At 67.6% G+C, this 21,697-nt stretch carries 23 protein-coding genes; 12 read left to right on the forward strand and 11 right to left on the reverse strand.

Translation table 11 applies throughout. From position 1 onward, the window contains the following. Nucleotides 1-113: 113 nt before the first annotated feature. The gene (locus tag ACZY0X_RS19790; protein ID WP_463773366.1) at nt 114-1,187 is read right to left on the reverse strand and encodes an LCP family protein; all 1,074 of its coding nucleotides are present in this window, start codon (nt 1,185-1,187) and stop codon (nt 114-116) included. Here ACZY0X_RS19790 and ACZY0X_RS19795 point away from each other — a divergent pair. After that, nucleotides 1,109-1,414, forward strand: a complete 306-nt coding sequence (locus ACZY0X_RS19795; RefSeq protein ID WP_463773402.1) for a hypothetical protein — start codon at nt 1,109-1,111, stop codon at nt 1,412-1,414. The two genes, ACZY0X_RS19790 and ACZY0X_RS19795, sit on opposite strands and share 79 nt — an antisense overlap. Before the next feature lie 23 nt (nt 1,415-1,437). On the opposite strand, the gene ACZY0X_RS19800 is transcribed toward ACZY0X_RS19795, so the two are convergent. Both ACZY0X_RS19800 and ACZY0X_RS19805 read right to left on the reverse strand, forming a co-directional pair. Next, nucleotides 1,438-2,205: a CPBP family intramembrane glutamic endopeptidase gene (locus ACZY0X_RS19800; RefSeq protein ID WP_463772804.1), complete on the reverse strand. Its 768-nt coding sequence runs from the start codon at nt 2,203-2,205 to the stop codon at nt 1,438-1,440. Nucleotides 2,206-2,259: 54 nt separating this feature from the next. Further along, complete coding sequence (locus tag ACZY0X_RS19805; RefSeq protein WP_463772805.1) at nt 2,260-3,063, reverse strand: DUF2470 domain-containing protein; 804 nt, start codon at nt 3,061-3,063, stop codon at nt 2,260-2,262. A gap of 136 nt (nt 3,064-3,199) precedes the next feature. On the opposite strand from ACZY0X_RS19805, the gene pheA reads away from it, so the two are divergent. Continuing rightward, nucleotides 3,200-4,141 carry a prephenate dehydratase gene (gene pheA / locus ACZY0X_RS19810; RefSeq protein WP_463772807.1) on the forward strand — a complete coding sequence of 314 codons (942 nt, stop codon included), beginning with the start codon at nt 3,200-3,202 and terminating at the stop codon, nt 4,139-4,141. After that, entirely contained in the window at nt 4,138-4,824 is a 687-nt protein-coding gene (locus ACZY0X_RS19815; protein ID WP_463772808.1) for a histidine phosphatase family protein, read from the forward strand. The genes pheA and ACZY0X_RS19815 overlap by 4 nt, the downstream gene beginning before the upstream one ends. A 3-nt stretch (nt 4,825-4,827) precedes the next feature. Here ACZY0X_RS19815 and ACZY0X_RS19820 read toward each other — a convergent pair whose 3' ends face one another. The 3 genes from ACZY0X_RS19820 to ACZY0X_RS19830 are packed head-to-tail and all read right to left on the reverse strand — an operon-like array spanning nt 4,828 to nt 6,861. Further along, the gene (locus ACZY0X_RS19820; RefSeq protein ID WP_463772809.1) at nt 4,828-5,025 is read right to left on the reverse strand and encodes a hypothetical protein; all 198 of its coding nucleotides are present in this window, start codon (nt 5,023-5,025) and stop codon (nt 4,828-4,830) included. A gap of 58 nt (nt 5,026-5,083) precedes the next feature. Further along, entirely contained in the window at nt 5,084-5,434 is a 351-nt protein-coding gene (locus ACZY0X_RS19825) for a metallopeptidase family protein (RefSeq protein ID WP_463772811.1), read from the reverse strand. 5 nt (nt 5,435-5,439) lie between these two features. Beyond that, entirely contained in the window at nt 5,440-6,861 is a 1,422-nt protein-coding gene (locus ACZY0X_RS19830) for a septum formation family protein (protein WP_463772812.1), read from the reverse strand. A 154-nt stretch (nt 6,862-7,015) separates the two neighbouring features. On the opposite strand from ACZY0X_RS19830, the gene serS reads away from it, so the two are divergent. Both serS and ACZY0X_RS19840 read left to right on the forward strand, forming a co-directional pair. Next, nucleotides 7,016-8,269 carry a serine--tRNA ligase gene (gene serS, locus ACZY0X_RS19835; protein WP_463772814.1) on the forward strand — a complete coding sequence of 418 codons (1,254 nt, stop codon included), beginning with the start codon at nt 7,016-7,018 and terminating at the stop codon, nt 8,267-8,269. Between the two features lie 40 nt (nt 8,270-8,309). Continuing rightward, nucleotides 8,310-9,125: a DUF5718 family protein gene (locus ACZY0X_RS19840; protein WP_463773367.1), complete on the forward strand. Its 816-nt coding sequence runs from the start codon at nt 8,310-8,312 to the stop codon at nt 9,123-9,125. Here the strand turns inward: ACZY0X_RS19840 and ACZY0X_RS19845 are convergent. The 3 genes from ACZY0X_RS19845 to ACZY0X_RS19855 all read right to left on the reverse strand — a co-directional run bounded on the left by ACZY0X_RS19845 (nt 9,122) and on the right by ACZY0X_RS19855 (nt 11,768). Continuing rightward, nucleotides 9,122-9,463 carry a hypothetical protein gene (locus ACZY0X_RS19845; RefSeq protein WP_463772815.1) on the reverse strand — a complete coding sequence of 114 codons (342 nt, stop codon included), beginning with the start codon at nt 9,461-9,463 and terminating at the stop codon, nt 9,122-9,124. The genes ACZY0X_RS19840 and ACZY0X_RS19845 overlap by 4 nt on opposite strands. Next, nucleotides 9,460-11,010 carry a Rieske 2Fe-2S domain-containing protein gene (locus ACZY0X_RS19850; protein WP_463772816.1) on the reverse strand — a complete coding sequence of 517 codons (1,551 nt, stop codon included), beginning with the start codon at nt 11,008-11,010 and terminating at the stop codon, nt 9,460-9,462. Before ACZY0X_RS19850 ends, ACZY0X_RS19845 begins: the two co-directional genes overlap by 4 nt. A 68-nt stretch (nt 11,011-11,078) precedes the next feature. Beyond that, nucleotides 11,079-11,768, reverse strand: coding sequence for a phosphotransferase (locus tag ACZY0X_RS19855; RefSeq protein ID WP_463772818.1), 690 nt, complete (start codon nt 11,766-11,768; stop codon nt 11,079-11,081). Between the two features lie 52 nt (nt 11,769-11,820). On the opposite strand from ACZY0X_RS19855, the gene ACZY0X_RS19860 reads away from it, so the two are divergent. The 3 genes from ACZY0X_RS19860 to ACZY0X_RS19870 are packed head-to-tail and all read left to right on the forward strand — an operon-like array spanning nt 11,821 to nt 14,163. Further along, entirely contained in the window at nt 11,821-12,603 is a 783-nt protein-coding gene (locus ACZY0X_RS19860; protein WP_463772819.1) for a lysophospholipid acyltransferase family protein, read from the forward strand. A 1-nt stretch (nt 12,604) separates the two neighbouring features. Then, complete coding sequence (locus tag ACZY0X_RS19865; RefSeq protein WP_463772820.1) at nt 12,605-13,351, forward strand: lysophospholipid acyltransferase family protein; 747 nt, start codon at nt 12,605-12,607, stop codon at nt 13,349-13,351. After that, on the forward strand, nt 13,351-14,163 hold the full coding sequence (locus ACZY0X_RS19870; RefSeq protein WP_463772821.1) for an HAD family hydrolase: 813 nt from the start codon (nt 13,351-13,353) through the stop codon (nt 14,161-14,163). The genes ACZY0X_RS19865 and ACZY0X_RS19870 overlap by 1 nt, the downstream gene beginning before the upstream one ends. On the opposite strand, the gene ACZY0X_RS19875 is transcribed toward ACZY0X_RS19870, so the two are convergent. Continuing rightward, on the reverse strand, nt 14,160-15,776 hold the full coding sequence (locus ACZY0X_RS19875; RefSeq protein ID WP_463772823.1) for an N-acetylmuramoyl-L-alanine amidase: 1,617 nt from the start codon (nt 15,774-15,776) through the stop codon (nt 14,160-14,162). The two genes, ACZY0X_RS19870 and ACZY0X_RS19875, sit on opposite strands and share 4 nt — an antisense overlap. A gap of 134 nt (nt 15,777-15,910) precedes the next feature. Continuing rightward, nucleotides 15,911-16,825 carry a hypothetical protein gene (locus ACZY0X_RS19880; protein WP_463772824.1) on the reverse strand — a complete coding sequence of 305 codons (915 nt, stop codon included), beginning with the start codon at nt 16,823-16,825 and terminating at the stop codon, nt 15,911-15,913. Between the two features lie 237 nt (nt 16,826-17,062). On the opposite strand from ACZY0X_RS19880, the gene glf reads away from it, so the two are divergent. The 4 genes from glf to ACZY0X_RS19900 are packed head-to-tail and all read left to right on the forward strand — an operon-like array spanning nt 17,063 to nt 21,697. After that, nucleotides 17,063-18,298, forward strand: a complete 1,236-nt coding sequence (glf, locus tag ACZY0X_RS19885) for a UDP-galactopyranose mutase (protein ID WP_463772825.1) — start codon at nt 17,063-17,065, stop codon at nt 18,296-18,298. Further along, on the forward strand, nt 18,295-20,235 hold the full coding sequence (locus ACZY0X_RS19890) for a glycosyltransferase (protein WP_463772827.1): 1,941 nt from the start codon (nt 18,295-18,297) through the stop codon (nt 20,233-20,235). Before glf ends, ACZY0X_RS19890 begins: the two co-directional genes overlap by 4 nt. Further along, complete coding sequence (locus tag ACZY0X_RS19895; RefSeq protein WP_463772828.1) at nt 20,232-20,783, forward strand: phosphatase PAP2 family protein; 552 nt, start codon at nt 20,232-20,234, stop codon at nt 20,781-20,783. Before ACZY0X_RS19890 ends, ACZY0X_RS19895 begins: the two co-directional genes overlap by 4 nt. Continuing rightward, nucleotides 20,780-21,697, forward strand: coding sequence for a decaprenyl-phosphate phosphoribosyltransferase (locus tag ACZY0X_RS19900; protein ID WP_463772830.1), 918 nt, complete (start codon nt 20,780-20,782; stop codon nt 21,695-21,697). Before ACZY0X_RS19895 ends, ACZY0X_RS19900 begins: the two co-directional genes overlap by 4 nt.

The following is a 21,697-nucleotide window of genomic DNA, read 5'->3' on the forward strand; positions in this document are numbered from 1 at the left end:
ATACGATAGTGCAGCTCAGAAGGGGTTGTCACCAAAGGTATGCCTTATTCAGGCAAGGTTTTCCTAAGTGAGTCCAGCCTATCCTTGACTACGCAAAGGTGTTTGCTGGACGGTTAGGGTTCCGCCGCGTCCAGGACGTCTGGGGGGATTTGGGAGTCGGATGCGATGGCGCTGAACAGGCGGCTCGCCGCGTCGTCGTCCCACACCACCACAGCCCCGGAGTCGCCGGCCGTGAACTCGCCGATCGGCACTGTTGTGGTGGTGATGGTGCCGTGCATTGCCCATGCCAGGCGGGCCAGGTCCCACACATGGGCGTCGTCGTCGACCGTGATGGCGCCCGAGGCGGCGTGCGCCATGGGGTACCAGCGCAGCGGGTTCGCCAGCACGGCCGGGCTCGCGGCGCGGTGCATCAGTGCCGACATGAACGCACGCTGGTTGGTCATCCGATCCAGATCGGCCCGCGGTGTCGCGCGGGTGCGGACGTAACCCAGCGCCGTCCGTCCGTCGAGTTCCTGGCAGCCGGGCGCGAGATCGATGCCTGCCAGCGGATCACTGACCGGCTCCGGCGGGCACATGGTGACCCCGCCGACGGCGTCAACCATCTCGGCGAAGCCGTCGAAGCCGATCTCCGCGTAGTGGTCGAGTCGCAGCCCCGTGGCCTCCTCAACGGTCTGCGCCAGCAACGGCGCGCCGCCGAGCGCGAAGGCGGCGTTGACCTTGTCCTGGCCGTAGCCCGGGATGGCGAGGTAGGAGTCGCGCGGTATGGAGATCATCGTGGTTGGTGTGCCCGACCCGAGGCCGGGAACGTGAACGAGCAGGATCGTGTCGGTGCGGCCGTTTCCGATGTCCCCGCCGGTGGCGAGTTCGGCCTGCTGTTCCGGGGTCAGCCCAGTGCGGCTGTCGGAGCCGACCAGCAGCCACGTGGTTCCGCGACCGCTCGCCGGCCGTTCGGCGTAGTCGGCGAGCGCGGGAATGCGGTGCAGGTGTGTGTCGATCCAGTACCCGGTACCGACCGTCGCGGCCGCGACGGCGAGCAGGCACGCCAACACGATGCGACCCCACCGACGCTTGCGTTTCGGTTTCCGCACGGCTGGCGGTGGGGGTGGCGGTGGCGCGGCCCGCCGCGCGACGGGTTTCGCGGGCGGTGGTGGGGGTGCTGCCTGTCGACGCGCCGACGGCGGCGGCAGCGGTGGTGGTGGTGCGGGCCGTCTCGGTGGTGGTGTGCGCAGAGGTGGTGGCGGGCGGTGCGGTGGTGGAGCCTGCCGAGGAGGTGGTGGAGCCTGCCGCGGAGGTGGCGCGGGTGGAGGCTGATGGCGCGGGTCGCGCCGGATCACCTGTGGCGGCTCGTGGGGCGGGCGAGCCCGCCTGGGGTCCGGCCCACCGACAGGGGGCCGGCTGCTGTTCACACGTTTGAATGTAGTGCCGTCGGCGCTGGGATCACGGCAGCCAGCCGAGGCGACCCGCCATGAGTGCGTACCCGACGAATGCGACGGCGTCGATCACGCCATGCGCGATGATCAGCGGCCACAGCCGCCCGGTGCGCTGCCACACGTAGCCGAACACGAGGCCCATGACGATGTTGCCCAGCCCGGCGCCGAAGCCCTGGTACAGGTGATACAGCCCGCGTACGACACTGGAGGCCACCAGCACGGTGACTGGCGTCAGGCGCAGCTGGCGCAGCCGCGTCATGAGGAACGCGACGACGATGATCTCCTCGGCCCAGCCGTTCGCGAACGCCACTGCGAGCAGGACGGGCACTCGCCACCAGGTGTCGTTGAGTTCGGCTGGCTCGACCGACACACCGATACCGACCAGGCGGCCGACGACGTAGAGGCCGAGGCCGGGCAGGCCGATCAGCGCGGCCAGGCCGAGGCCGCCGAGCAGGTCGGGGCGAAGCTGGAAGCGTCCGAGCCCGATGCTTGCCGGGCCGAAACCGCTGCGCCACAACAGGTACAGCCCGAGGGTTCCCCACGCCAACAGCTGGAACACCGTCGCGAGGTTGAGCCCGAGGTCAATGAGGTCGATTGGCGAGCGGCGTGGGTTGAGCGCGACCGTCTGGCCGGAGAGGCCGAGGATCACTGCCTCGGTGAGTCTCAGCAGCGCCGTGTAGGCCGACAGTCCGAAGGTGACCGCGAGAACGACGGCGATCTCGATGCGGATCTTCCGACGCTGCGGTGCGGTGAAGTCGTCAGACGGCCCGGTCACACCGAGCAACGGTAGTGCCGCGGCCAGACTCTGATCAGATAGGGCGCGCGCTGATCAGATACGGCGCGCGCGGAGGCCGTTGAGGAACGGACATCCCATCAGCACCCGGATTGCCTGGCTCAGGCCGCTGACATCGTCGACGGGCTTGGCGAAGGGCAGGCGAACGTCGTGATCACCGTCGGTGTCCTCGATCCGCAACTGCACGCCGTAGCGATCCAGCCCCAGCGGGCGAACCCTGCCGCGTCGCAGCGTTGTGGGTAGTCGGTCGGCGAGGCGGTCGACGACGTCGCGGTGCGCCGACTCGAGGTGCTGCAACCAGCACGACTCCAACGTGCAGAACGGATCGGGCTTGGCCTCGAGCAGGGTGCTCAGACCCACCGACTCCGCGCCCGTCGAATCTGCCACCACAACCGACTCGACCTCCAGGCGCACCAGTGTGTATGGGGTGTCACCGGTGGTCGCGTCGACCGTACCGGTATTGACCTGCAGCAGAGCGGGATTGGGGTTCTCGGTGGCGATCAGATCGAGCAGGCCGGACACGTCGCGTGGCGGAACGTAGCGCAGCAGGCCGCTCATCCAGACCAGGGATCGCACCGGTTCACGCAGTGGCAGCGGTGCGTAGTCGGTCATCTCCAGTACGGCCTGCATGCCCGATGCACCCGAGTTGATGACCATGCCGGCCAACTTGCCGTAGGCGGGCACCGTGATGGCGAACGACCCGTCCTCGAGCAGGTGATGGACCGGTGTGGCGACCGGTTCGACACCTTCGGCGGCCAGAATGGCGCCGCCCGCGCGGACGCAAGCGCTGCGGATTCGCTCGGCTGTCGTCGGTGCAGCGGGTGCCTGGGCCATCGTCATCGGGAGCCTTCCGGATAGTGAGGTAAGCCTAACTTAACTACGATCTCGGGAGTGCGCAAGGTCTTCCGCGGCGACATCGGACCGGTGATCACCGAGGTTGGGCTGAGCCGCCCACCTGAGCCGATATGGTTGAAACGTGCCGCGCGTCGCCTACCTCGGACCGGAGGGAACCTTCACCGAAGAGGCGTTGTGGCACATCGCAGGCACCGGCGCGATGTCACTGACACCGGCCGACGTGGTGCCCATGTCCTGCGACAGCCCGGCCGCCGCCCTTGCCGCGGTGCGTGCCGGCGACGCTGACTACGCATGCGTGCCCATCGAGAACTCGATCGAGGGTTCGGTGCTGCCAACCCTCGACAGCCTGTCGACAGGCGCCGCGCTGCAGATCTACGCCGAGCACACACTGGACGTGGCGTTCTCCATCGTCGTTAAACCTGGAACGGATGCGGCGGACATATCAACCGTCGCGGCGTTCCCCGTCGCCGCCGCGCAGGTGCGGCGCTGGCTGGCCGAGAACCTGCCCACCGCGACGCTGGTTCCCGCGAGCTCGAACGCCGGGGCCGCTCACGAGGTGGTCAACGGCCGCGCCGATGCCGGTGTCAGTACCGCACTGGCCGGCAGGCAACTGGGTCTGGACGCACTCGCGGCAGGCGTTGTCGACGAACCGAACGCGCGAACCAGGTTCGTCCTCGCCGGCCCGCCGGGGCAGCCACCGGAACGCACCGGGGCCGACCGCAGCTCGGTGATTCTGCGCCTCGAGAACGTGCCAGGTGCGCTGGTTGCCGCCATGACCGAACTCTCGATCCGGGACATCGACCTGACACGTATCGAGTCACGGCCCACCCGTACCGAGCTGGGTACGTACATGTTCATCCTGGACTGGGTCGGCCACATCGATGACGATTCGGTCGCCCAGGCACTCAAGGCGCTGCACCGTCGTTGTAGGGACGTGCGATATCTGGGTTCATGGCCGACGGGGTCGGCGTTAGGGGCGGTACCACCGCCGAGTGACGAGGCGACGCGCTGGCTGGAACAGCTGCGTGCGGGCGGGGCGCGGCATACCGGAGTCGAGTCGTGACGGGCCGGCTGGTCCTGGTCAGGCACGGCCAGTCGATCGCCAACGTGGATCGCAGACTCGACACCCGGCCCCCGGGTGCCGCGTTGACCGACCAGGGACTCGACCAAGCGCAGAAGTTCGCGCAGAACTGGCAGCATCCCGTCGGGATGATCGCGCACTCACTGGCGCTGCGCGCCGTGCAGACAGCGGGGCAGATCGGCGAACGGCTGGGGATGCCCACCACCGAGATCGACGGTATTCACGAGGTGCAGGCCGGCGATCTCGAGGATCGCAACGACGAGGCGTCGATTGACCTCTTCCACGACGTGTACCGGCGCTGGCTCGAGGGTGATCTCGACCAACGGGTGCCCGGTGGGGAATCCGGCCACGAAGTGCTCGAGCGCTACGTACCCGGGGTCACCGAGCTCCGATTGCGACACCTCGACGACCACGCCTGGCACGGCGACATCGTCGTCGTCAGCCACGGCGCGGCGATCCGTCTGGTCGCTTCATCACTTGCCGGGGTGGACGGCGGCTTCGCCCTCGAACACCACCTCGCCAACACCGAGTGTGTGGTGCTGAGCCCGATCACCGATGGTCGCTGGAGCTGCGTGCAGTGGGGCTCGCAGCTGCCGCCGTTCCTGCCGGAGCCCGACCCGCACCCCGGGCAGGACGACGTGCCGGGCGCCGACCCCATGGGGTGAGCCTCAGATCGCGAGGTCTGCCGCGGCCGTGTCCTGGGAGCACGCGCAGCCGACCGCGTCGCAGTCGATGGTGAGCGAGTGCTCGGTCTCGGGGCGCACACAGTCCGGCTCGGTGCACTCCGCACGCGCTGCGGCGTGGGCGATGACGGTGCCATGGCAGTGCGCCAGCCCCCGCGCGCACTCCCGGCAGTCGCCACTCATGATCCGTTCTTAGCACCATTGGCCGACGAAATCGGCTCGGCACACCGAGGGTTGGGGATCAGGCCCAGCCGAGATCGTGGAGACGGTCGTCGTCGATTCCGAAATGGTGGGCGATCTCGTGGATCACGGTGACGGTCACCTCCTCGACGACGTCCTCCTCGGTGTCGCAGATGTCCAGCAGTGCATCCCGGTAGATGGTGATGGCATCGGGCAGTGACCCGGCGTAGGACGAGTCGCGCTCGGTCAGCGCGATGCCCTCGTAGAGGCCCAACAGGGAGGGCTCCTCGGGATGCCGCGGCTCAACGAGCACGACGACGTTGTCGATCGCCGCGGCCAGCTTCGGCGGAATCGCATCGAGCGCGTCGGACACCAGCTCGTCGAATCGCTGCGGGCTCATCCCCACGGGCATCGTGATCAGGCGGGTGGAGGCAGCGGAGCACCAGGCGCAGGCGGACCCGGTGGCGGACCCGGTGGCGGTGCGCCGGGCGGCGGTGGCGGGACGGGCTCGCCGGGCGGCGGCGGGGCGTCCTGTGGCGGGCCGTCCTGCGGCGGTGCGCCGGGTGGTGGCGGGGGCCCGTTGAGGAAGGTGTTGCCCTGCGCGGGTGGTCCGGGCGCCTCGGAACTGGTGGGTGCCGTGGAGGTCTGCTGTTGCTGCTGCTGGCCGGGCAGATGCTGCGAGGAACTCTGCTGGCCCTGGCTCTGCCCCTGCTGGCTGAGATCGATCTCCGACTGCTGGCTCGACGTGTCGACCGACGGCATCGGAATGGGCGGCAGGTTCAGGCGTTCCTCGGGAATGTCCGGCGGTGGCACCGGCGGGCGCCCATTGATCACCAGTGGGCCCTTCGCGCTGTTCAGCAGCGTCGACCAGCCGCCGTTGCCCAGCGTCGCGCCGATGCTGCACGACACCTGGTGGCTACCGGCCGACCAGCTCGGCAGCGAGATGGTGCCGTAGATGAGCGTCAACGTGGTGTTGCGCAGCGCGACGGGGGCCAGATAGGCGTCGGTCATCCGGGTGCAGGCGTCCTTGATGAACGTGTCCTGCTCGTTCTCCGGTGGAGGTCCGCCCGGGAACTTCTCGGCGAGGTTGACCGAGCCGGTGACCTCCATGGCGTGCGGTGCCGCGCAGTCGACCGGGATGTCGGTGGGCTGGTTGGTCGTCGGGTCGATACCGAGGCAGGTACCCGCAGACCAGACCTGCGACTGGTCGAGGTTGGCGACCTTGCCGCGGAACGCCAGCTGCTGGTTGTTCGGGCCGGGCAGCTGCAGACCGCACAGCATCCGGCGTTCGCCGGCCTGGCGCCACGCCTTGTCGCCCGACCACAGCAGGCTGACAGTGAACTTGCCGTTCGGGTCGTACTTCGGGCCGAGGTAGGACCGGATGGCGGCGCCGCACTGCTCCTGGCTGATCTGCTGGATGCGCGCCTGCGACGGCGGTGCGGCATCGGGTCCGTACTCACTGCCCGGGAACGTCCGCATGTCGATCGACTCGGCGACCTCGAAGCGGTGCTCGTCGTTGCAGTCGACCACCTCGGCGTCGTCGGGGGTGCGTTCCGGCCAGCTCAGGCAGTCGCCCGCCTTGGCGGAGTCGAAGGTGGCGTTGGTGCGCCCGCCCAGCGCGGTGCCCGTGGCAAGCCCGATCGGCCCCTGGCCCGGTCCGCCGGGAAATGCCGTGACCATCCCGGCGATCAACAGGCCACCCAGCGCGGTCAGCAGCAAGCCGCGACGCGTGGAGTTGGACTGCAGGCTCTTCCACCACGCGCGTCCAGCCGGCGCCCCTGCGGCGGGCTCGTCGGCGGGTGCGTCATCGCGATCTGGTGCTTCCAACATCGGCTCCATTGTGACAGGCGCGCCGAGTGCTGTGACAAGAGATGCAGTTGTAACGTTATGTGGTTGTGCTTTGCGTCGACGTCAACCTCCCGCATGGCGCGACCTTCGCGTGCGGCCCCCTCCGCGCTGTCGGCGGCCGCACCGCGAAAGTAGGGTTGCGCCCGTGATCGACCTCAAGCTCCTGCGGGACGACCCAGACCTGGTCCGCGATTCGCAGCGGGCCCGCGGCGAGAACCCGGCGCTGGTGGACGCGCTGCTCGAAGCGGATTCGGCGCGACGCGCTGCCATCGCGGAAGCCGATAACGCGCGCGCGGAGCAGAAGAAGGCCAGCAAGCTGGTTGGTTCGGCGTCGCCAGAGGAGCGCCCGGCGCTACTGGCCCACGCCAAGCAGCTCTCAGAGGCGATCAAGGCCGTCGAGGTCACCCAGGCCGAGGCGGAAACCGCCTTCACCGCCGCGCACATGGCCATCAGCAACGTCGTCATCGAGGGCGTGCCCGCCGGCGGCGAGGACGACTTCGTGGTTCTCGACACGGTTGGCGAGCCACGCGCCATCACCGATCCGAAGGACCACCTGGAACTCGGCGAGTCACTGGGCCTGATCGACATGGAACGCGGCGCCAAGGTGTCGGGATCACGCTTCTACTTCCTCACCGGCTTCGGTGCGCTGCTGCAGTTGGGTCTGCTTCAACTCGCCGTCCGGTTGGCGACCGAGAACGGGCACACGCTGATGATCCCGCCGGTGCTGGTGCGACCTGAGGTGATGTCGGGTACCGGCTTCCTGGGCTCGCACGCCGATGAGATCTATCACCTCGCCGATGACGACATGTATCTCGTTGGCACATCAGAGGTTCCGCTGGCGGGCTATCACTCCGGCGAGATCCTGGACCTGTCCGACGGGCCGCTTCGTTACGCCGGCTGGTCGTCGTGCTTCCGCCGTGAGGCGGGCAGCTACGGCAAGGACACTCGCGGCATCATTCGCGTGCACCAATTCGACAAGGTCGAGGGCTTCGTCTACTGCAAGCCCGAGGACGCCGAGGCGGAACACCAGCGCCTGCTGGACCTCGAGCGCCAGATGCTTGCGCAGATCGAGGTGCCCTACCGCGTGATCGACGTCGCTGCAGGCGATCTCGGATCCTCGGCGGCGCGAAAGTTCGACTGCGAGGCCTGGGTGCCGACCCAAGGCACCTACCGTGAGCTGACGTCGACCTCGAACTGCACCACATTCCAGGCCCGCCGCCTATCGACGCGCTACCGCGACGACAACGGCAAGCCGCAGATCGCTGCCACCCTCAACGGCACGCTGGCCACCACGCGGTGGCTGGTTGCCATCCTGGAGAACCACCAACAACCCGACGGCAGTGTTCGAGTGCCCGACGCGTTGGTGCCCTACGTCGGAAGGTCGGTGCTGGAACCATGAGCGAGCTTGCGAGCGAATCATGAAGGAGAGTGAGTTGTCGATGATCGAACTGGACCTCGATGAGCTGCGAACGTGGTTCGGCTTCGGTGTGGCAGGCAACTTCGCCGGCCACCTCGAGCAGGCTGGGGAGGCGGCCGACTTCGTCAATGTGACCTCCGAAGGGGTTGCGCCCAAGGGCATCTTCCCTTGGTACGCACCGGGTTACGACAGCTTCCTCGGTGAGTTCCCGCTGTCGCACGACACGATCTCACTGCCCGCCGCCGACGCTGCGGACGGCCCGCTGAACCTGCAGATCGAACCCGAGGTGGGTCTGGCCTGCGAGGTGAAGTGGAGCGGCGACACCGTCGCGTCCCTGCAGCCGATCGCGTTGGGCGCCTTCAACGACTGCTCGATACGGCGACCCAATGCGCGCAAGATCAGCGACAAGAAGAACTGGGGACCGGCCTCCAAGGGTGTGGCCTCCAGGTTCTTCGACATCAGTGACCTGACCCCCGACGGCCCGACCTCGACACTGCGTCTGGTCTGCAACCTGCATGGCGCTGACGGTCAGGAGCACGCATACGGCGTGGACAGCCCGTTGCTCGGCTACTCCTACTACGGCGAGGTTCTGCTGGACTGGATGGTCGAGCGGATCGCCAACCAGAAGGGCGCGCCGCAGACTCCTCTCGAGGACGTCGGTGCGCTCATGGTCGCCAGCGGACATCCGAAGCACGTTCTCATCGGGATCGGTGCGACCCGCTACACCGAGGTGGGCGAGTCGACCTACCTGCAACCGGGCGATGAGGCTCTCGTTCGGGTCTACGACACCGCCAGCGATGTGTTCTCCGAACTGCGGCAGACGGTTTCGGGCGGCTAGCGCGCCAACAACTCGTCGAGAACGGCGAGGAACTCCTCGGTGCGCAACGGTGTGCAGGCCGGTCGCGGCCGGGTGCCCGGCACGTCGAACGTCACCAACGTCGACTTGATCGGGCGCCACACATCCAATGGCAGCCAGCGGCGAAGATCAGAAGAGCCCCAGATGCGGAACCGGTTGATGAACAACCCGAGCGACTCGGTGCGGTAGCCGCGGATCGCGTCGAGCGGGATGACCTTCGACGTGCCCGAGGGAAAGTGGTAGCGGCGCAACGTGATCGCGTGCCGGTCCAGCTGGATCAGGCCGTCGTCATAGCGGGCCTCTTGTTTCGAATCGCTCACGCCTTGGCGCTCCGCAGTTCGTGACCCTTCGACGTCAGGCAGCGTCCGTTGTCGAGGTTCCACTGCCAGCCGTGCAGATTGCAGGTCAACGTCGACCCCTCGACCACGCCGAACTTCGACAGGTCGGCCTTGAGGTGCGGACAGCGGCGTTGAATCTCCCAGCCGTCCAGGGTTATCGACGCCGAGTCGTCATGGGTCTCGGCGAACCAGCCGTCGGCGTAGGCGATGCGCTCGTCGGTGAGGCACTTGAAGAACGTGTACAGGAACTCGTTGTAACCGCCGACCCGCCAGGCCTTGAACCGGGTGGACAGAAAGATGGTGTTGACCCAGTCGGGTTCGTCGTCGCGCAACACGGTGCGCACCAACTCTGGGGCGATCTCGAAGCCATAGCGGAACTTCTCGTCCGGAATCGGCTCGCGGACCGTGCGTTTCGGGAAGTCGAGCACGACGGTCTCGGGACCGAGTCGCAGCTCGACCGGATAGCCGATGCCATCGCAGATCTGGTCGGTGGCAAGCATGATTGGTTCGAACCTGGCCCGTAGCGGTTCGAGTAGCGGTTCCCCCTCAGCGGGTGCCCAGCTCGCCTTCTCCGCGGCCAGCACCGGAGCCATGCGCTGGGCGAAGGCCTCGATGTAGTCGGCCTTACCGGTGGTGAAGATGGCCTGCACCTCGTCGTCGGGCACCGGGTGTGTGAGTGAGTCCAGTTGCGAGCCGGTGAAATCCGCGGTCGTGCCGGGGATCATCAGCAGACCCCGGTCGTGTCCGTGCATGCGCATCTGCTCGAGGAACACCACCTGGTCGGGGAAGATGTTCGCCGGGTCGCCGTGGTCGTCGTTGAGGTCGCGCAGCTCGGGGTCCAGGAAGCACGGCGGCCCGGCCGACGGGATCACCCACGTCGCACCGACCTGCGCGATGTACTGGCGGCTGCGGTCCATCTGCCTCTGCCGCTTCTGGGTGCCGAAGGTCTCCTTGGCCCGCGCAGGCATGTCGTAGACCATCGGGTACCAGATCGCGCCCGAGTACTGCAGCATGTGGACGTCGATGTGCCCGAACTCCGACTCCAGCACGTCAAGGTCGACGGGACGGGCGTCGTTCATGTTGAACACCACGGTCTCGCCATCAAAGACCACCAGACCCGAGTCGCCGATCGGCCCGTCGGCGGGTGCCCGCAGAGCGATGATCATCACATCGAGATCACCCTTGGGCCCGCTCACGCGGTGCTTGGTCGAGTCGGTGGTCTCGAGGAACCGGTGGAAGCCGAGCTTCTCCAGCTCACGGCGCAGATCGGGCACCGGGAAGTCCGGCAGCAGCACGACGGCGTCCTTGTTGACGTGCGCGGCGAGGTTGGCGGGGTCGAAGTGGTCCTTGTGCAGGTGGCTGACGTAGAGGTAGTCGCAGTCACCGAGTGCGTCCCAGTCCAGGGTGGTGTTGTCCGGGAAGGGGAACCACGATGCGAAGTACGCCGGGTTCACCCAGGGGTCGCACAGGATGCTGCCCGCGGCGGTGTCGATCCGGAAACCGGCATGTCCGACGCTTGTGACCTGCACGAATAACCTCTCTGAGCCTGGTCGGCGGGACCGCCGACCACAAGTAATTCTAGCCGGAAACTCCGGCGCTACTCCTCCCAGCGCTCCCGGTAGTAGGCCATCCGCGGCGGATCGGGCGCCACGCCATAGGCGTCCAGGAGGGCCGCCTCCAGGGTGCCGTCGACGTCGGCCAGGTCCCAGGCCAGCGACATCGTGGCCACCGCCAGGTCCGACCACCGGTCGGCGACGCCGAGGTCACCGAGGTCGACGTGCCCCGCACACGACCCGTCGTCGGCGATCAGTGTGTTGGGCGCGCACGCGTCGCCGTGGCACACCACGAGGCGGTCTGCGGGCGGTGCGTCGGCGGGAATCCAGGACGGCCTGCCGAACGGGAAGTCATCCACCGGCAGTGTGTCGTGCATCCTGCGCAGTCCGGCGCCGATCGCGCGGGCGGCCACGACGGGCCGCGCCACCCAATATGGATCGACAGCCGAGAGTCCTGGTACCCCCGCCGTGTGCAGCCATCCGGGCCCCGACGAGATCACTCGCGGCACCGCCAGGAAGCGGCCCGCCCAGGTCAACCGCTGCGCCTCGGTCACGAGGAGGGGCGCGTGCTCATCGGGATAGACCTTCACGAACTCGGCCGTCACCGAACCCGCGGTGCCCACAGAGAACGTCACACCGCCGAGTTCGTTGAGCCACACCGAACCCACATCGCGACCCGCCGAGATCCGTGTGACGACATCGGGCACGGGGACAGGGGCACTGGGGTAGCTCACCCAAACGACCTTTCCATCGGGACGGTGTTGCGTCCGCACTAGGCTGGACCACGTGGAACCTGTCTACGGCACTGCCATCTCGGCCGCCCGCCTGGTGTGGCGGATGCAGGGCCTGAAGTTCACCGTGACGGGTGTGGAGAATCTTCCCGTCACCGGTGGAGCGGTGATCGCCATCAACCACACCAGCTACTTCGACTTCACCTTCGCCGGCCTACCGGCCTTTCGTCAGGGACGCGGCCGCAAGGTTCGCTTCATGGCGAAGAAGGAGGTGTTCGACAACAAGCTGACCGGTCCGATCATGCGGAGCCTGCGGCACATCCCGGTGGATCGCGGCAGCGGCGCGGCGTCGTTCGAGGAGGCGTGTCAGCGGCTCAAGGAGGGCGAGCTGGTCGGCGTCTACCCCGAGGCGACCATCAGTCGCAGCTTCGAGATCAAGGAGTTCAAGTCGGGTGCGGCGCGGATGGCGATCGCCGCCGACGTGCCGATCATCCCGCACATCGTGTGGGGCGCTCAGCGCATCTGGACGAAGGGGCATCCACGCAGGATGGGGCGGACGAAGGTGCCGATCTCGATCGCGGTCGGTGAACCGATCTATCCGACCCTTCCCGCCGCCGAACTGACCGCACTGTTGCACTCGCGCATGCAGCACCTCCTGACGGAGGTTCAGGACGCCTACGGTCGTCATCCGGCGGGTGAGTTCTGGGTGCCACACCGTCTTGGTGGGGGAGCCCCGACGCTGGCCGAGGCCAACCAGCTCGACGCCGAGGAAGCCGCCGAGAAGGCAGCGCACCGCGCGGAACGGCCCGAGCCGGGCGGGGCGCCCGGGCAGGTATGACATGGAACCGATCTTCCGCAGCCTGGAGATCGCGGGTAGGACGGCGGTGCGAGTCACCGGTACCCGCATCACCTTCCACGGTTTGGAGAACATCCCTGCGGTTGGCGGAGCGGTGGCTGCGATCAATCACACGAGTTATGTCGACTTCCTCCCCGCGGCATTGGCTGCCATGTACCGCAAGCGGCGGATGCGTTTCATGATCAAGGCCGAGATGGCCGACGTGAAGGCGGTTGGCTTCCTAATCGAGCACGCTCGGGCCATCCCCGTCGACCGGCGGGCGGGTGGCGACTCCTACCCCATCGCCGTCGAGCGATTACGAGCCGGCGAACTCGTCGGCGTCTATCCGGAGGCAACCATCAGCCGCAGCTTCGAACTCAAGGAATTCAAGACGGGTGCCGCACGCATGGCCCAGGAGGCCGACGTGCCGATCATCCCGATGATCGTGTGGGGCGCTCAGCGCATCTGGACCAAGGACCATCCGAAGAGCCTGGGCCGCAACAAGTTTCCGATCACCGTGTCGGTCGGCGCCCCGATGGCCGCCACCGGCGCCGTCGAGGCCGTGATGGACGATCTGCGCGCCGAGATGAACGACCTTCTCTATCGCGCGCAGGACGACTACGAGCATCCGCAAGGTGCCCCCTGGGTGCCGCGCCGACTCGGCGGCGGTGCGCCGACCCTCGAGGAGGCACGTGCGCTCGAGGCGGCGGAACTCGCGGAGCGTGCGCGCAGGCGGACGGGTGGGGCCTAGTGCTTCCCGCGCTGATAGCCACCGATGTCGATGGCACGCTGCTCGATAACGACGAGAACGTCACGCCCCGCACCCGGGCCGCGGTATGGGCGGCGGTGGACGCGGGCACGCAGTTCGTGCTCGCCACCGGTCGGCCCCCGCGCTGGATCTCCCAGGTGGTCGACGGGCTGGGCATGGCACCGATAGCGGTGTGCGCCAACGGCTCCGTGATCTACGACTCGGCCACCGACCGCATCATCTCGGCCCGCACGCTGTCGACGGACCAGCTCGGTGAGCTGGCCGAGCTGGCGACCCGGCTGATCCCGTCTGCCGGGCTGGCCGTCGAGCGGGTGGGACAGAGTGCCCACGACGCGGCGACACCGCAGTTCGTCTCCTCACCCGGTTACGAGCACGCCTGGCTCAACCCCGACAACACCGAGGTGTCGCTGCAGGATCTGCTGGCCGCGCCCGCGGTCAAACTGCTCATCCGCCAGGCGGGGGCGAGGAGTGCGGACATGTTGACGGTGCTCGAACCTCACGTGGGGCTGCTCGGCGACCTGACCTACTCGACGAACAACGGCCTCATCGAGGTGGTGCCGCTGGGTATCAGCAAGGCCACCGGCGTCGAGGAGGTGGCACGCCCGCTCGGTATCACGGCCGAGGACGTGGTGACCTTCGGCGATATGCCCAATGACATCCCGATGTTGCGCTGGGCGGGGCTTGGCGTCGCGATGGGCAACGCGCATCCGGAGGCGATCGCCGCGGCCGACGAGGTCACGGCACCCAACACCGACGACGGGCTGGCGCGTGTGCTCGAGCGCTGGTGGCTCTAGCTGAAGCCGATGGGGGTGAACCGCTCCAGCTGAACGGGTGTGCCGGGGTGCGCCGGGGGCGGGAGTTCGATCGGCACGCCGTCGATCACCCTGGTCACGGTGCCCTTCTCCCGGTCGAAGTTCAGCGTGCCGTGCGCGAAGTTCTGCACGATCCACAGCGGTTCCTGGATCTCGCCGCTGGTGGGCAGGCCCAGCGCGCCGCGCTCGAAACCCAGCGAGCCCCACGCGTCGTAGATGGCCCCGGTGACCGGTTCGGCGCCGCTCTCCGGTGACCAGTACATCGCGCCCTTCTGGAAGGTGACGTACCGGCTGTTGCCATCACCGGAGGCCTCGGGCGATGTGGGCGCCCCGAGAGCGCTCGCGTCCCCGCCCATCGCGGACCACTTGGTGTGGATGGCGCCGCCGCGCAGCGAGTCGGCCAGCGAGATGGGCCCAGGTGGGGCGTTGAACCGAGCGGCGGTGTCGCGCAGTAGGTCCATCACAGCAAGTGCCGCATTGCCGGGACATTCGGTGTTGCCGACGTCGCGGTGGGTAAAGATGCTGGGCAGCGTCGGCGTGGCCCCCCGCGGGAAGGTGGAGAAGCTACCGCCGGCCGATGTCAGCATGACGGTGCCCTTGGGGTCCACGTGGTCGAGGCCGAGGCGCCAGCCGAGCAGGCGTCCGGTGGTGCGCAACTGGATCGGCGTGGGCGGCTCGATGGTGAAGTCACCCATCATCGCCACACCCCAGGTGTTGGCGTTGAAGCCGCCGGTGTGGGCGCCCTCGACCGGTCGGTTCATGCCGCCCGCGCGTCCCTCGAAGACCTGGCCGTACCTGTCCACCAGGGCGTTGTAGGCGATGTCGCACCAGCCCAGCGTGCGGGTGTGGTACTCGTAGATCGATCGGACGATGCCGGGGGAGTCGCCCGGGCTGTAGTTGTTGCTGCCTGCCGTGTGGTGTACGACGCCGGCGCGAACCCTGTTGTCGTACACCGTGTTTCCGCATCGCATCGCCTCGTCGGCGCCCCACTGCGCGCGGCCGATGACGTTGGGCGGCTGGCCGGGGATGGTCGCCGCCGTCGGCGGTTCCCACTGCACGTTGGCAGGTGCGGTGGGCGGGCTGATCAAGACTGCGTTGAATGTCGGGACCGTCGACTGCTCGACACTGGCGGGGATGTAGCCAAGCTTCGACTTCGGTGCGCCCGTGGGCTGGGTGCCGCTGCGGGGCGCGTCGACTGGCCGGGTGACAGCGATCTGCACGTGATTGGTCTGGCCGACGAAGACGGGTTCGGTGCCGTCCTTCGGCGAGTTCTCCTCGCCGACGCCGTCCAGGTGCTCCGCCTCGTACCACGGTCCCCACGAGCCGTCGGGCTTCTGCGCGCGGACCCGGGCCGTCGTGCCGGTGAAGTCGGCCGCGGTGAGCGCGACCATCGAGAAGGGGGTGTCCTGCCGGATGTCGCGGATGGTCTCGCCACCGCCGATATCGGTCAGTGGCTTCTCGACGAGCAGCAGTGTGCTGGCCGTGGCCTGCGAGTCATGGTCACCCGGCAGGCCATCCACCGCCCACGGCAGGATGACGACCGTCGCTGCCACGGCAGAGAAGAGCAGCGATGGCACTGCGCGTCGACTCAGCACGGCCTGATGTTACGTATGTGTCAGTTGTTACCAGAGTTTCGACACGGCCTGGCGGAGCGACAATTCTGTCGGTGCCTTCCTGTAACGGCACCGCAGAGCCTGTTGGGCCTCTGCGGTGCCGTTTCGCACAGGGTCTAGGGGGTGGGAACCGCCGCCGCGGCCGCGGGAGCCGCTGCGGCCGCCGCGGGAGCGGCGTTCTGCATCGCCGACGTGATCGCGGGCATCACCATGCCCTTGAGTAGGTCGATCGCCTGGCCAGCGCCGAGCGTCTGGGCGGCACTGGACAGGTCGCCCAGCAGCCCTCCGCTCGCCGCGGGTGCGGCGGCGGGCATCCCGAGCGACGGGTCGCCGAGGATCGGGTACATGCCAGCCGACGGGTCGAGGCCGATCGGATCGCTGATCGGGATCTCGCTCGCGCCGGGGATTCCCAGTCCAGTGCTGTTGGAGATCGGCGTGGTCAGTCCGGGCGTGGTGAGCCCGGGGCTGGTGAGCGCCGGGTTCGTCAGCGCGGGGTTGGCCAGGCCGGAGTCAGTCAGAGACGGGCCGGTCGCCGTCACCGGGGGCACGCTCAGGCCGGGGGTGGTGAGGCCGGGCGTGGTCAGCCCCGGTGTCGTGAGGCCGGGCGTGGTCAGCCCCGGAGTCGTCAGACCCGGTGCGGTCAGACCCGGCGAGGTCAGGCCCGGCGAGGTCAGGCTAGGCGAGGTCAGACCCGGCGAGGTCAGGCCGGGTGCCGTCAGGCCAGGCGAGGTCAGACCCGGTGAGGTCAGGCCCGGCGACGTCAGCGATGACGAGGCGCCCGACCCGGTCAGGAGGCCTGTCGGCATGGGCGGCAGGTTGATCCCGAACTGGGACAGGCCCTGGGACAGGGCGCCCAACAATTCGGTGGGTAGATCGGTGATGAGCGCGGCCTGGACGAACTCACGGTGCTGCGGCTCTGCGGCGTCTTGAGACAGGTCGGACATGGCAACCACTGCAACTGGACTTGCGACGGCCAGGGCGGCGACTGCGCTCATGGCTGTCGAGAGCTTGCGTCGACGTCGGTTCGGCACGGAAGTCTCCTCAGTATTCGACTACGTGTATTAGGTCTTCGGTCTGTCGGTGGTCGTCGAACTCGGGTACGAATCCGTCAATACCGACGTGGTCGATGGTACGGATGTGACAAGAGTGTCTGGAGTGACGATGCGGAATCGTGAGCGAATTGCGACCTGCTGTTCGAGGGCGTTCGGCTCACCCATTGGCATGCAGAATTCGGGTCCGACAGGCCGGGTCGGATACCCTTGCTGCCGATGACCTCCGCTGATCCCCGGGTCGCTCCGGTCCCGTCCGCCGGCCCGTACGACCTTCTCGTCGTCGGCTCCGGATTCTTCGGCCTGACGATCGCCGAGCGTGTAGCCACTCAACTCGACAAGCGTGTGCTTGTCGTCGACAGGCGGCCACACATCGGCGGTAACGCCTACTCCGAACCCGAGCCCACGACCGGTATAGAGGTGCACCGTTACGGTGCGCACCTCTTCCACACCTCCAACCAGCGGGTGTGGGACTACGTCCGCCAGTTCACCGAGTTCACCGGCTATCAGCATCGCGTCTTCGCGATGCACGCCGGTCAGGCCTACCAGTTCCCGATGGGCCTGGGCCTGGTGTCGCAGTTCTTCGGCCGCTACTTCACTCCCGATGAGGCCAGGGCGCTGATCGCCGAGCAGGCCGCCGAGTTCGACTCCAAGGCCGCGCAGAACTTCGAGGAGAAGGCGATCAGCCTCATCGGGCGCCCGCTCTACGAGGCGTTCATGAAGCACTACACGGCCAAGCAGTGGGAGACCGATCCGACCAACCTGCCGGCAAGCAACATCACCCGGCTGCCGGTGCGCTACACGTTCGACAACCGCTACTTCAACGACACGTACGAGGGGCTGCCGGTCGACGGGTACACCGCCTGGCTGCAGAACATGGCCGTCGACGAGCGCATCGAGGTGCGACTGGACACCGACTGGTTCGACGTGCGAGACGAACTCGTTGCGGCCAACCCCGACGCGCCCGTCATCTACACCGGCCCGCTGGACCGCTACTTCGACTACTCGGCGGGCCGACTCGGTTGGCGCACGCTCGACTTCGAGACCGAGGTCCTCGACACGGGCGACTTTCAAGGCACGCCCGTCATGAACTACAACGACGCCGACGTGCCCTACACCCGGATTCACGAGTTCCGGCACTTCCACCCCGAGCGCGCCTACCCGACCGACAAGACCGTCATCATGCGCGAGTACGGGCGGTTCGCCAAGGACGACGACGAGCCCTACTACCCCATCAACACCCCCGAGGATCGGGCGATGGTCACGGCCTACCGTGAACTGGCCAAGGGCGAGACGGCGTCGGCCGGAGTGCTGTTCGGCGGACGGCTGGGCACCTATCAGTACCTCGACATGCACATGGCGATCGCGAGCGCGCTCAACATGTACGACAACACCCTGGTACCGCATCTGCGCGACGGAGCGGCGCTGGTCCAAGACGAAAGCAGCACACCATGAGTGACATTCCGTCCGGCGCACTTGATGCCGGACAGTCCAAAGCGGTCAGCCTGCTGTCGCGCGTCATCCTGCCGCGCCCGGGCGAGCCGCTGGACGTACGCAAGCTCTACATCGAGGAGTCGTCCACCAACTCCCGGCGCGCCCATGCGCCGAGCCGCACCACGCTGGAGATCGGCGACGAGTCGGAGGTCTCGTTCGCGACCTACTTCAACGCCTTCCCGGCCAGCTACTGGCGCCGCTGGTCGATCCTCGAGTCCGTGGTGCTGCGGGTCGAACTGACCGGCAGCGCACGCATTGACGTCTACCGCTCCAAGGCCACCGGCGCACGCATCACCGTCGGCGGTGCCGCGGCGTCCAGCACAGACCCGGGCGCTCCTGCTGTCACCGAGTTCGAGATCGGACTCGACCCGTTCGAGGACGGCGGCTGGATCTGGTTCGACATCACCACCGACTCCAAGGTCACCGTGCACAGCGCCGGGTGGTACGCGCCGCAACCGGCGCCGGGGAGGGCCAACGTCGCCGTCGGCATCCCGACGTTCAACCGGCCCGCGGACTGCGTCAGCGCGCTCGCGGCGCTCACGTCGGATCCCCTGGTGGATGACGTCATCAGCGCGGTGATCGTCTCCGATCAGGGCAACAACAAGGCCTGCGATCACCCCGACTTCCCCGAGGCCGCCGCGGCTCTCGGCAACCGGTTGACCATCCACAACCAGCCCAACCTCGGTGGCTCTGGTGGCTACAGCCGAGTCATGTACGAGGCGCTGAAGAACACCGACTGCGAACAGATCCTGTTCATGGACGATGACATCCGCATCGAGCCCGACTCGATCCTGCGGGCACTCGCGCTGAACCGCTTCGCGAAGACCCCGACCCTCGTGGGTGGCCAGATGCTCAATCTGCAGGAGCCTTCGCACCTGCACGTGATGGGCGAGATGGTCGACCAGGCCAACTTCATGTGGACCGGTGCCATCAACACCGAGTACGACCACGACTTCGCCAAGTACCCCCTCAACGATGAGGAGGAATCCCGAAGCCGGCTCCTGCATCGCCGCATCGACGTTGACTACAACGGCTGGTGGATGTGCATGATCCCGCGTCAAGTGGCTGAGGAACTCGGCCAGCCCCTGCCGCTGTTCATCAAGTGGGACGACGCCGACTACGGGCTGCGCGCGGGCGAGCACGGCTATCCGACCGTGACACTGCCCGGCGCCGCCATCTGGCATATGGCCTGGAGTGACAAGGACGACGCGATCGACTGGCAGGCGTACTTCCACCTGCGCAACCGGTTGGTCGTGGCATCGCTGCACTGGGACGGCAGCGTCTCGGGTCTGGTGGCCAGCCACTTGAAGGCAACCATCAAACACCTTCTGTGCCTGGAGTATTCGACGGTCGCCATCCAGAACAAGGCGATGGACGACTTCCTGGCCGGCCCCGAGCACATCTTCTCCATCCTGGAGTCGGCGCTGCCAGAGGTGCGCAGCATGCGCAACGAGTACCCCGACGCGGTGGTGCTGTCGAGTGCGAGCGCGTTGCCGACGCCGTCGGACAAGCGCTGGCGCAAGAAGGTGCAGATCCCGGTCGGCCCAGTGTCGATCGCAGTGCGCCTGGCCCGCGGTGTCGTTCACCAGCTCAAGCCGCACGACCCCGAGCATCACCGTCGCCCGCAGATCAATGTCGCCACCCAGGACGCGCGGTGGTTCTCGCTGTCGCGGGTCGACGGTGTCACGGTGACAACCGCCGACGGGCGCGGCGTCGTCTATCGCCAGCGTGACCGCGAGAAGATGTTCGAGCTGCTTCGCGAATCTCTCAAGCGCCAGGTGCAGCTGCTGCGTAAGTTCAACCGGATGCGCCGGGTCTACCGCGAGGCACTTCCGGTGCTGTCCAGCAAGCAGAAGTGGGAAACCGTCCTGCCGACCAGCGCAGAAGCCAAGTCGTGAGCCTCGGCGGCTACACGGCACCGCGGGGCGAGGATGCGGTGCTGGTTGCCGTGCAGCACGGAATCGCTGGCCGCCCAGGCGTTCTCCCGGGCGCGCGGGCACTCTCGCACTTCGGTGAGCACAGCGCGGGCTGGGTCGGGGTAGCGCTGCTCGGTGCACTCGTGCAGCCTCGGCGACGGCGCGCGTGGTTGACGGCCGGGGCCGGCGCGTTCATCGCGCACGCGGCCGCCGTGGTGATCAAGCGGGTCGTCAAGCGGACCCGCCCAGAGCACCCCGACATCTCGGTGAACGTCGGCACGCCGAGCAAGCTGAGCTTCCCGTCCGCTCACGCCACCTCCACCACCGCCGCGGCGCTGCTGTTGGCTCGCGCCACGCGGTCGAGACTTCCCCTGCTGGTGGTGCCGCCGATGGCGTTGTCCCGCCTGGTGCTCGGGGTGCACTACCCGACCGACGTGCTCACGGGCATGGTGGTCGGCGCCGCCGTTGCCAGCACGGTCGGTGCCGTGGGAGACCGCGTCGAGAGAACGTCGAAGGAGCCCGGTAAGTGAGCGAGCAAGCCGCGCCGGTGGTCGGCCCACCCAAGAATCTGTTCAGCGGGATCATCAAGGCGCTGCGCCCACGCCAGTGGGTGAAGAACCTGCTGGTGCTCGCCGCGCCGTTGGCGGCGTTCGGCGTCGAGGCCTCCTACGACTACCTCGACGTGCTGATCAAGGTCGGCATCGCGTTCGTGGCGTTCAGCCTCGCGGCGTCGTCCATCTATCTGATCAACGACGCCCGCGATGTCGATGCCGACCGGGAACACCCCACCAAGCGGTTCCGGCCGATCGCGGCGGGCGTGGTCCCGGTGGGACTGGCCTACACGATGGCCGTGGTGCTGGCGGTGGCATCACTGGCCATATCGTTCCTCGCCACGCCCAACCTCGCGATCGTCATGGCGATCTACATCGCGATTCAGTTGGCCTACTGCTTCGGCCTCAAGCACCAGGCCGTGCTGGACATCTGCATCGTGTCATCGGGATTCCTGCTGCGCGCCATCGCCGGTGGCGTCGCGGCGGATATCCCACTGTCGCAGTGGTTCCTGCTGATGATGGCGTTCGGGTCGCTGTTCATGGCGGCGGGCAAGCGCTACGCCGAACTGCAGCTCGCCGAGCGCACCGGCGCCAAGATCCGCAAGTCGCTGGAGAGTTACACCAGCAGCTACCTGCGGTTCGTCTGGACGTTGTCGGCCACCGCCGTGGTGGTCTGCTACGGCCTGTGGGCGTTCTACCGGGACGGCCCGGCGGGTGGTTCGTGGTTCGCCGTTTCGATGATTCCCTTCACCATCGCGATCCTGCGCTACGCCGTCGACGTCGACGGCGGTCAGGCCGGCGAGCCCGAGGAGATCGCGTTCGGCGACCGGGTGCTGCAGCTGCTCGCAGTGGCGTGGATCGGAACCATCGGTGCTGCAGTCATCTTCAGCTGA

The sequence above is a fragment of the Mycobacterium sp. IDUB_39 genome (genome assembly GCF_055419205.1).

What these genes read in the sequence shown, in the direction of transcription:
- ACZY0X_RS19825 (WP_463772811.1), bottom strand. Translation starts at nt 5,434, where the DNA reads ATGCCCGTGGGGATGAGCCCGCAGCGATTCGACGAGCTGGTGTCCGAC.
- ACZY0X_RS19805 (WP_463772805.1), bottom strand. Translation starts at nt 3,063, where the DNA reads ATGACGATGGCCCAGGCACCCGCTGCACCGACGACAGCCGAGCGAATC.
- ACZY0X_RS19890 (WP_463772827.1), top strand. Translation starts at nt 18,295, where the DNA reads ATGAGTGACATTCCGTCCGGCGCACTTGATGCCGGACAGTCCAAAGCG.
- ACZY0X_RS19830 (WP_463772812.1), bottom strand. Translation starts at nt 6,861, where the DNA reads ATGGAGCCGATGTTGGAAGCACCAGATCGCGATGACGCACCCGCCGAC.
- glf (WP_463772825.1), top strand. Translation starts at nt 17,063, where the DNA reads ATGACCTCCGCTGATCCCCGGGTCGCTCCGGTCCCGTCCGCCGGCCCG.
- ACZY0X_RS19865 (WP_463772820.1), top strand. Translation starts at nt 12,605, where the DNA reads ATGGAACCGATCTTCCGCAGCCTGGAGATCGCGGGTAGGACGGCGGTG.
- ACZY0X_RS19840 (WP_463773367.1), top strand. Translation starts at nt 8,310, where the DNA reads ATGATCGAACTGGACCTCGATGAGCTGCGAACGTGGTTCGGCTTCGGT.
- ACZY0X_RS19820 (WP_463772809.1), bottom strand. Translation starts at nt 5,025, where the DNA reads ATGAGTGGCGACTGCCGGGAGTGCGCGCGGGGGCTGGCGCACTGCCAT.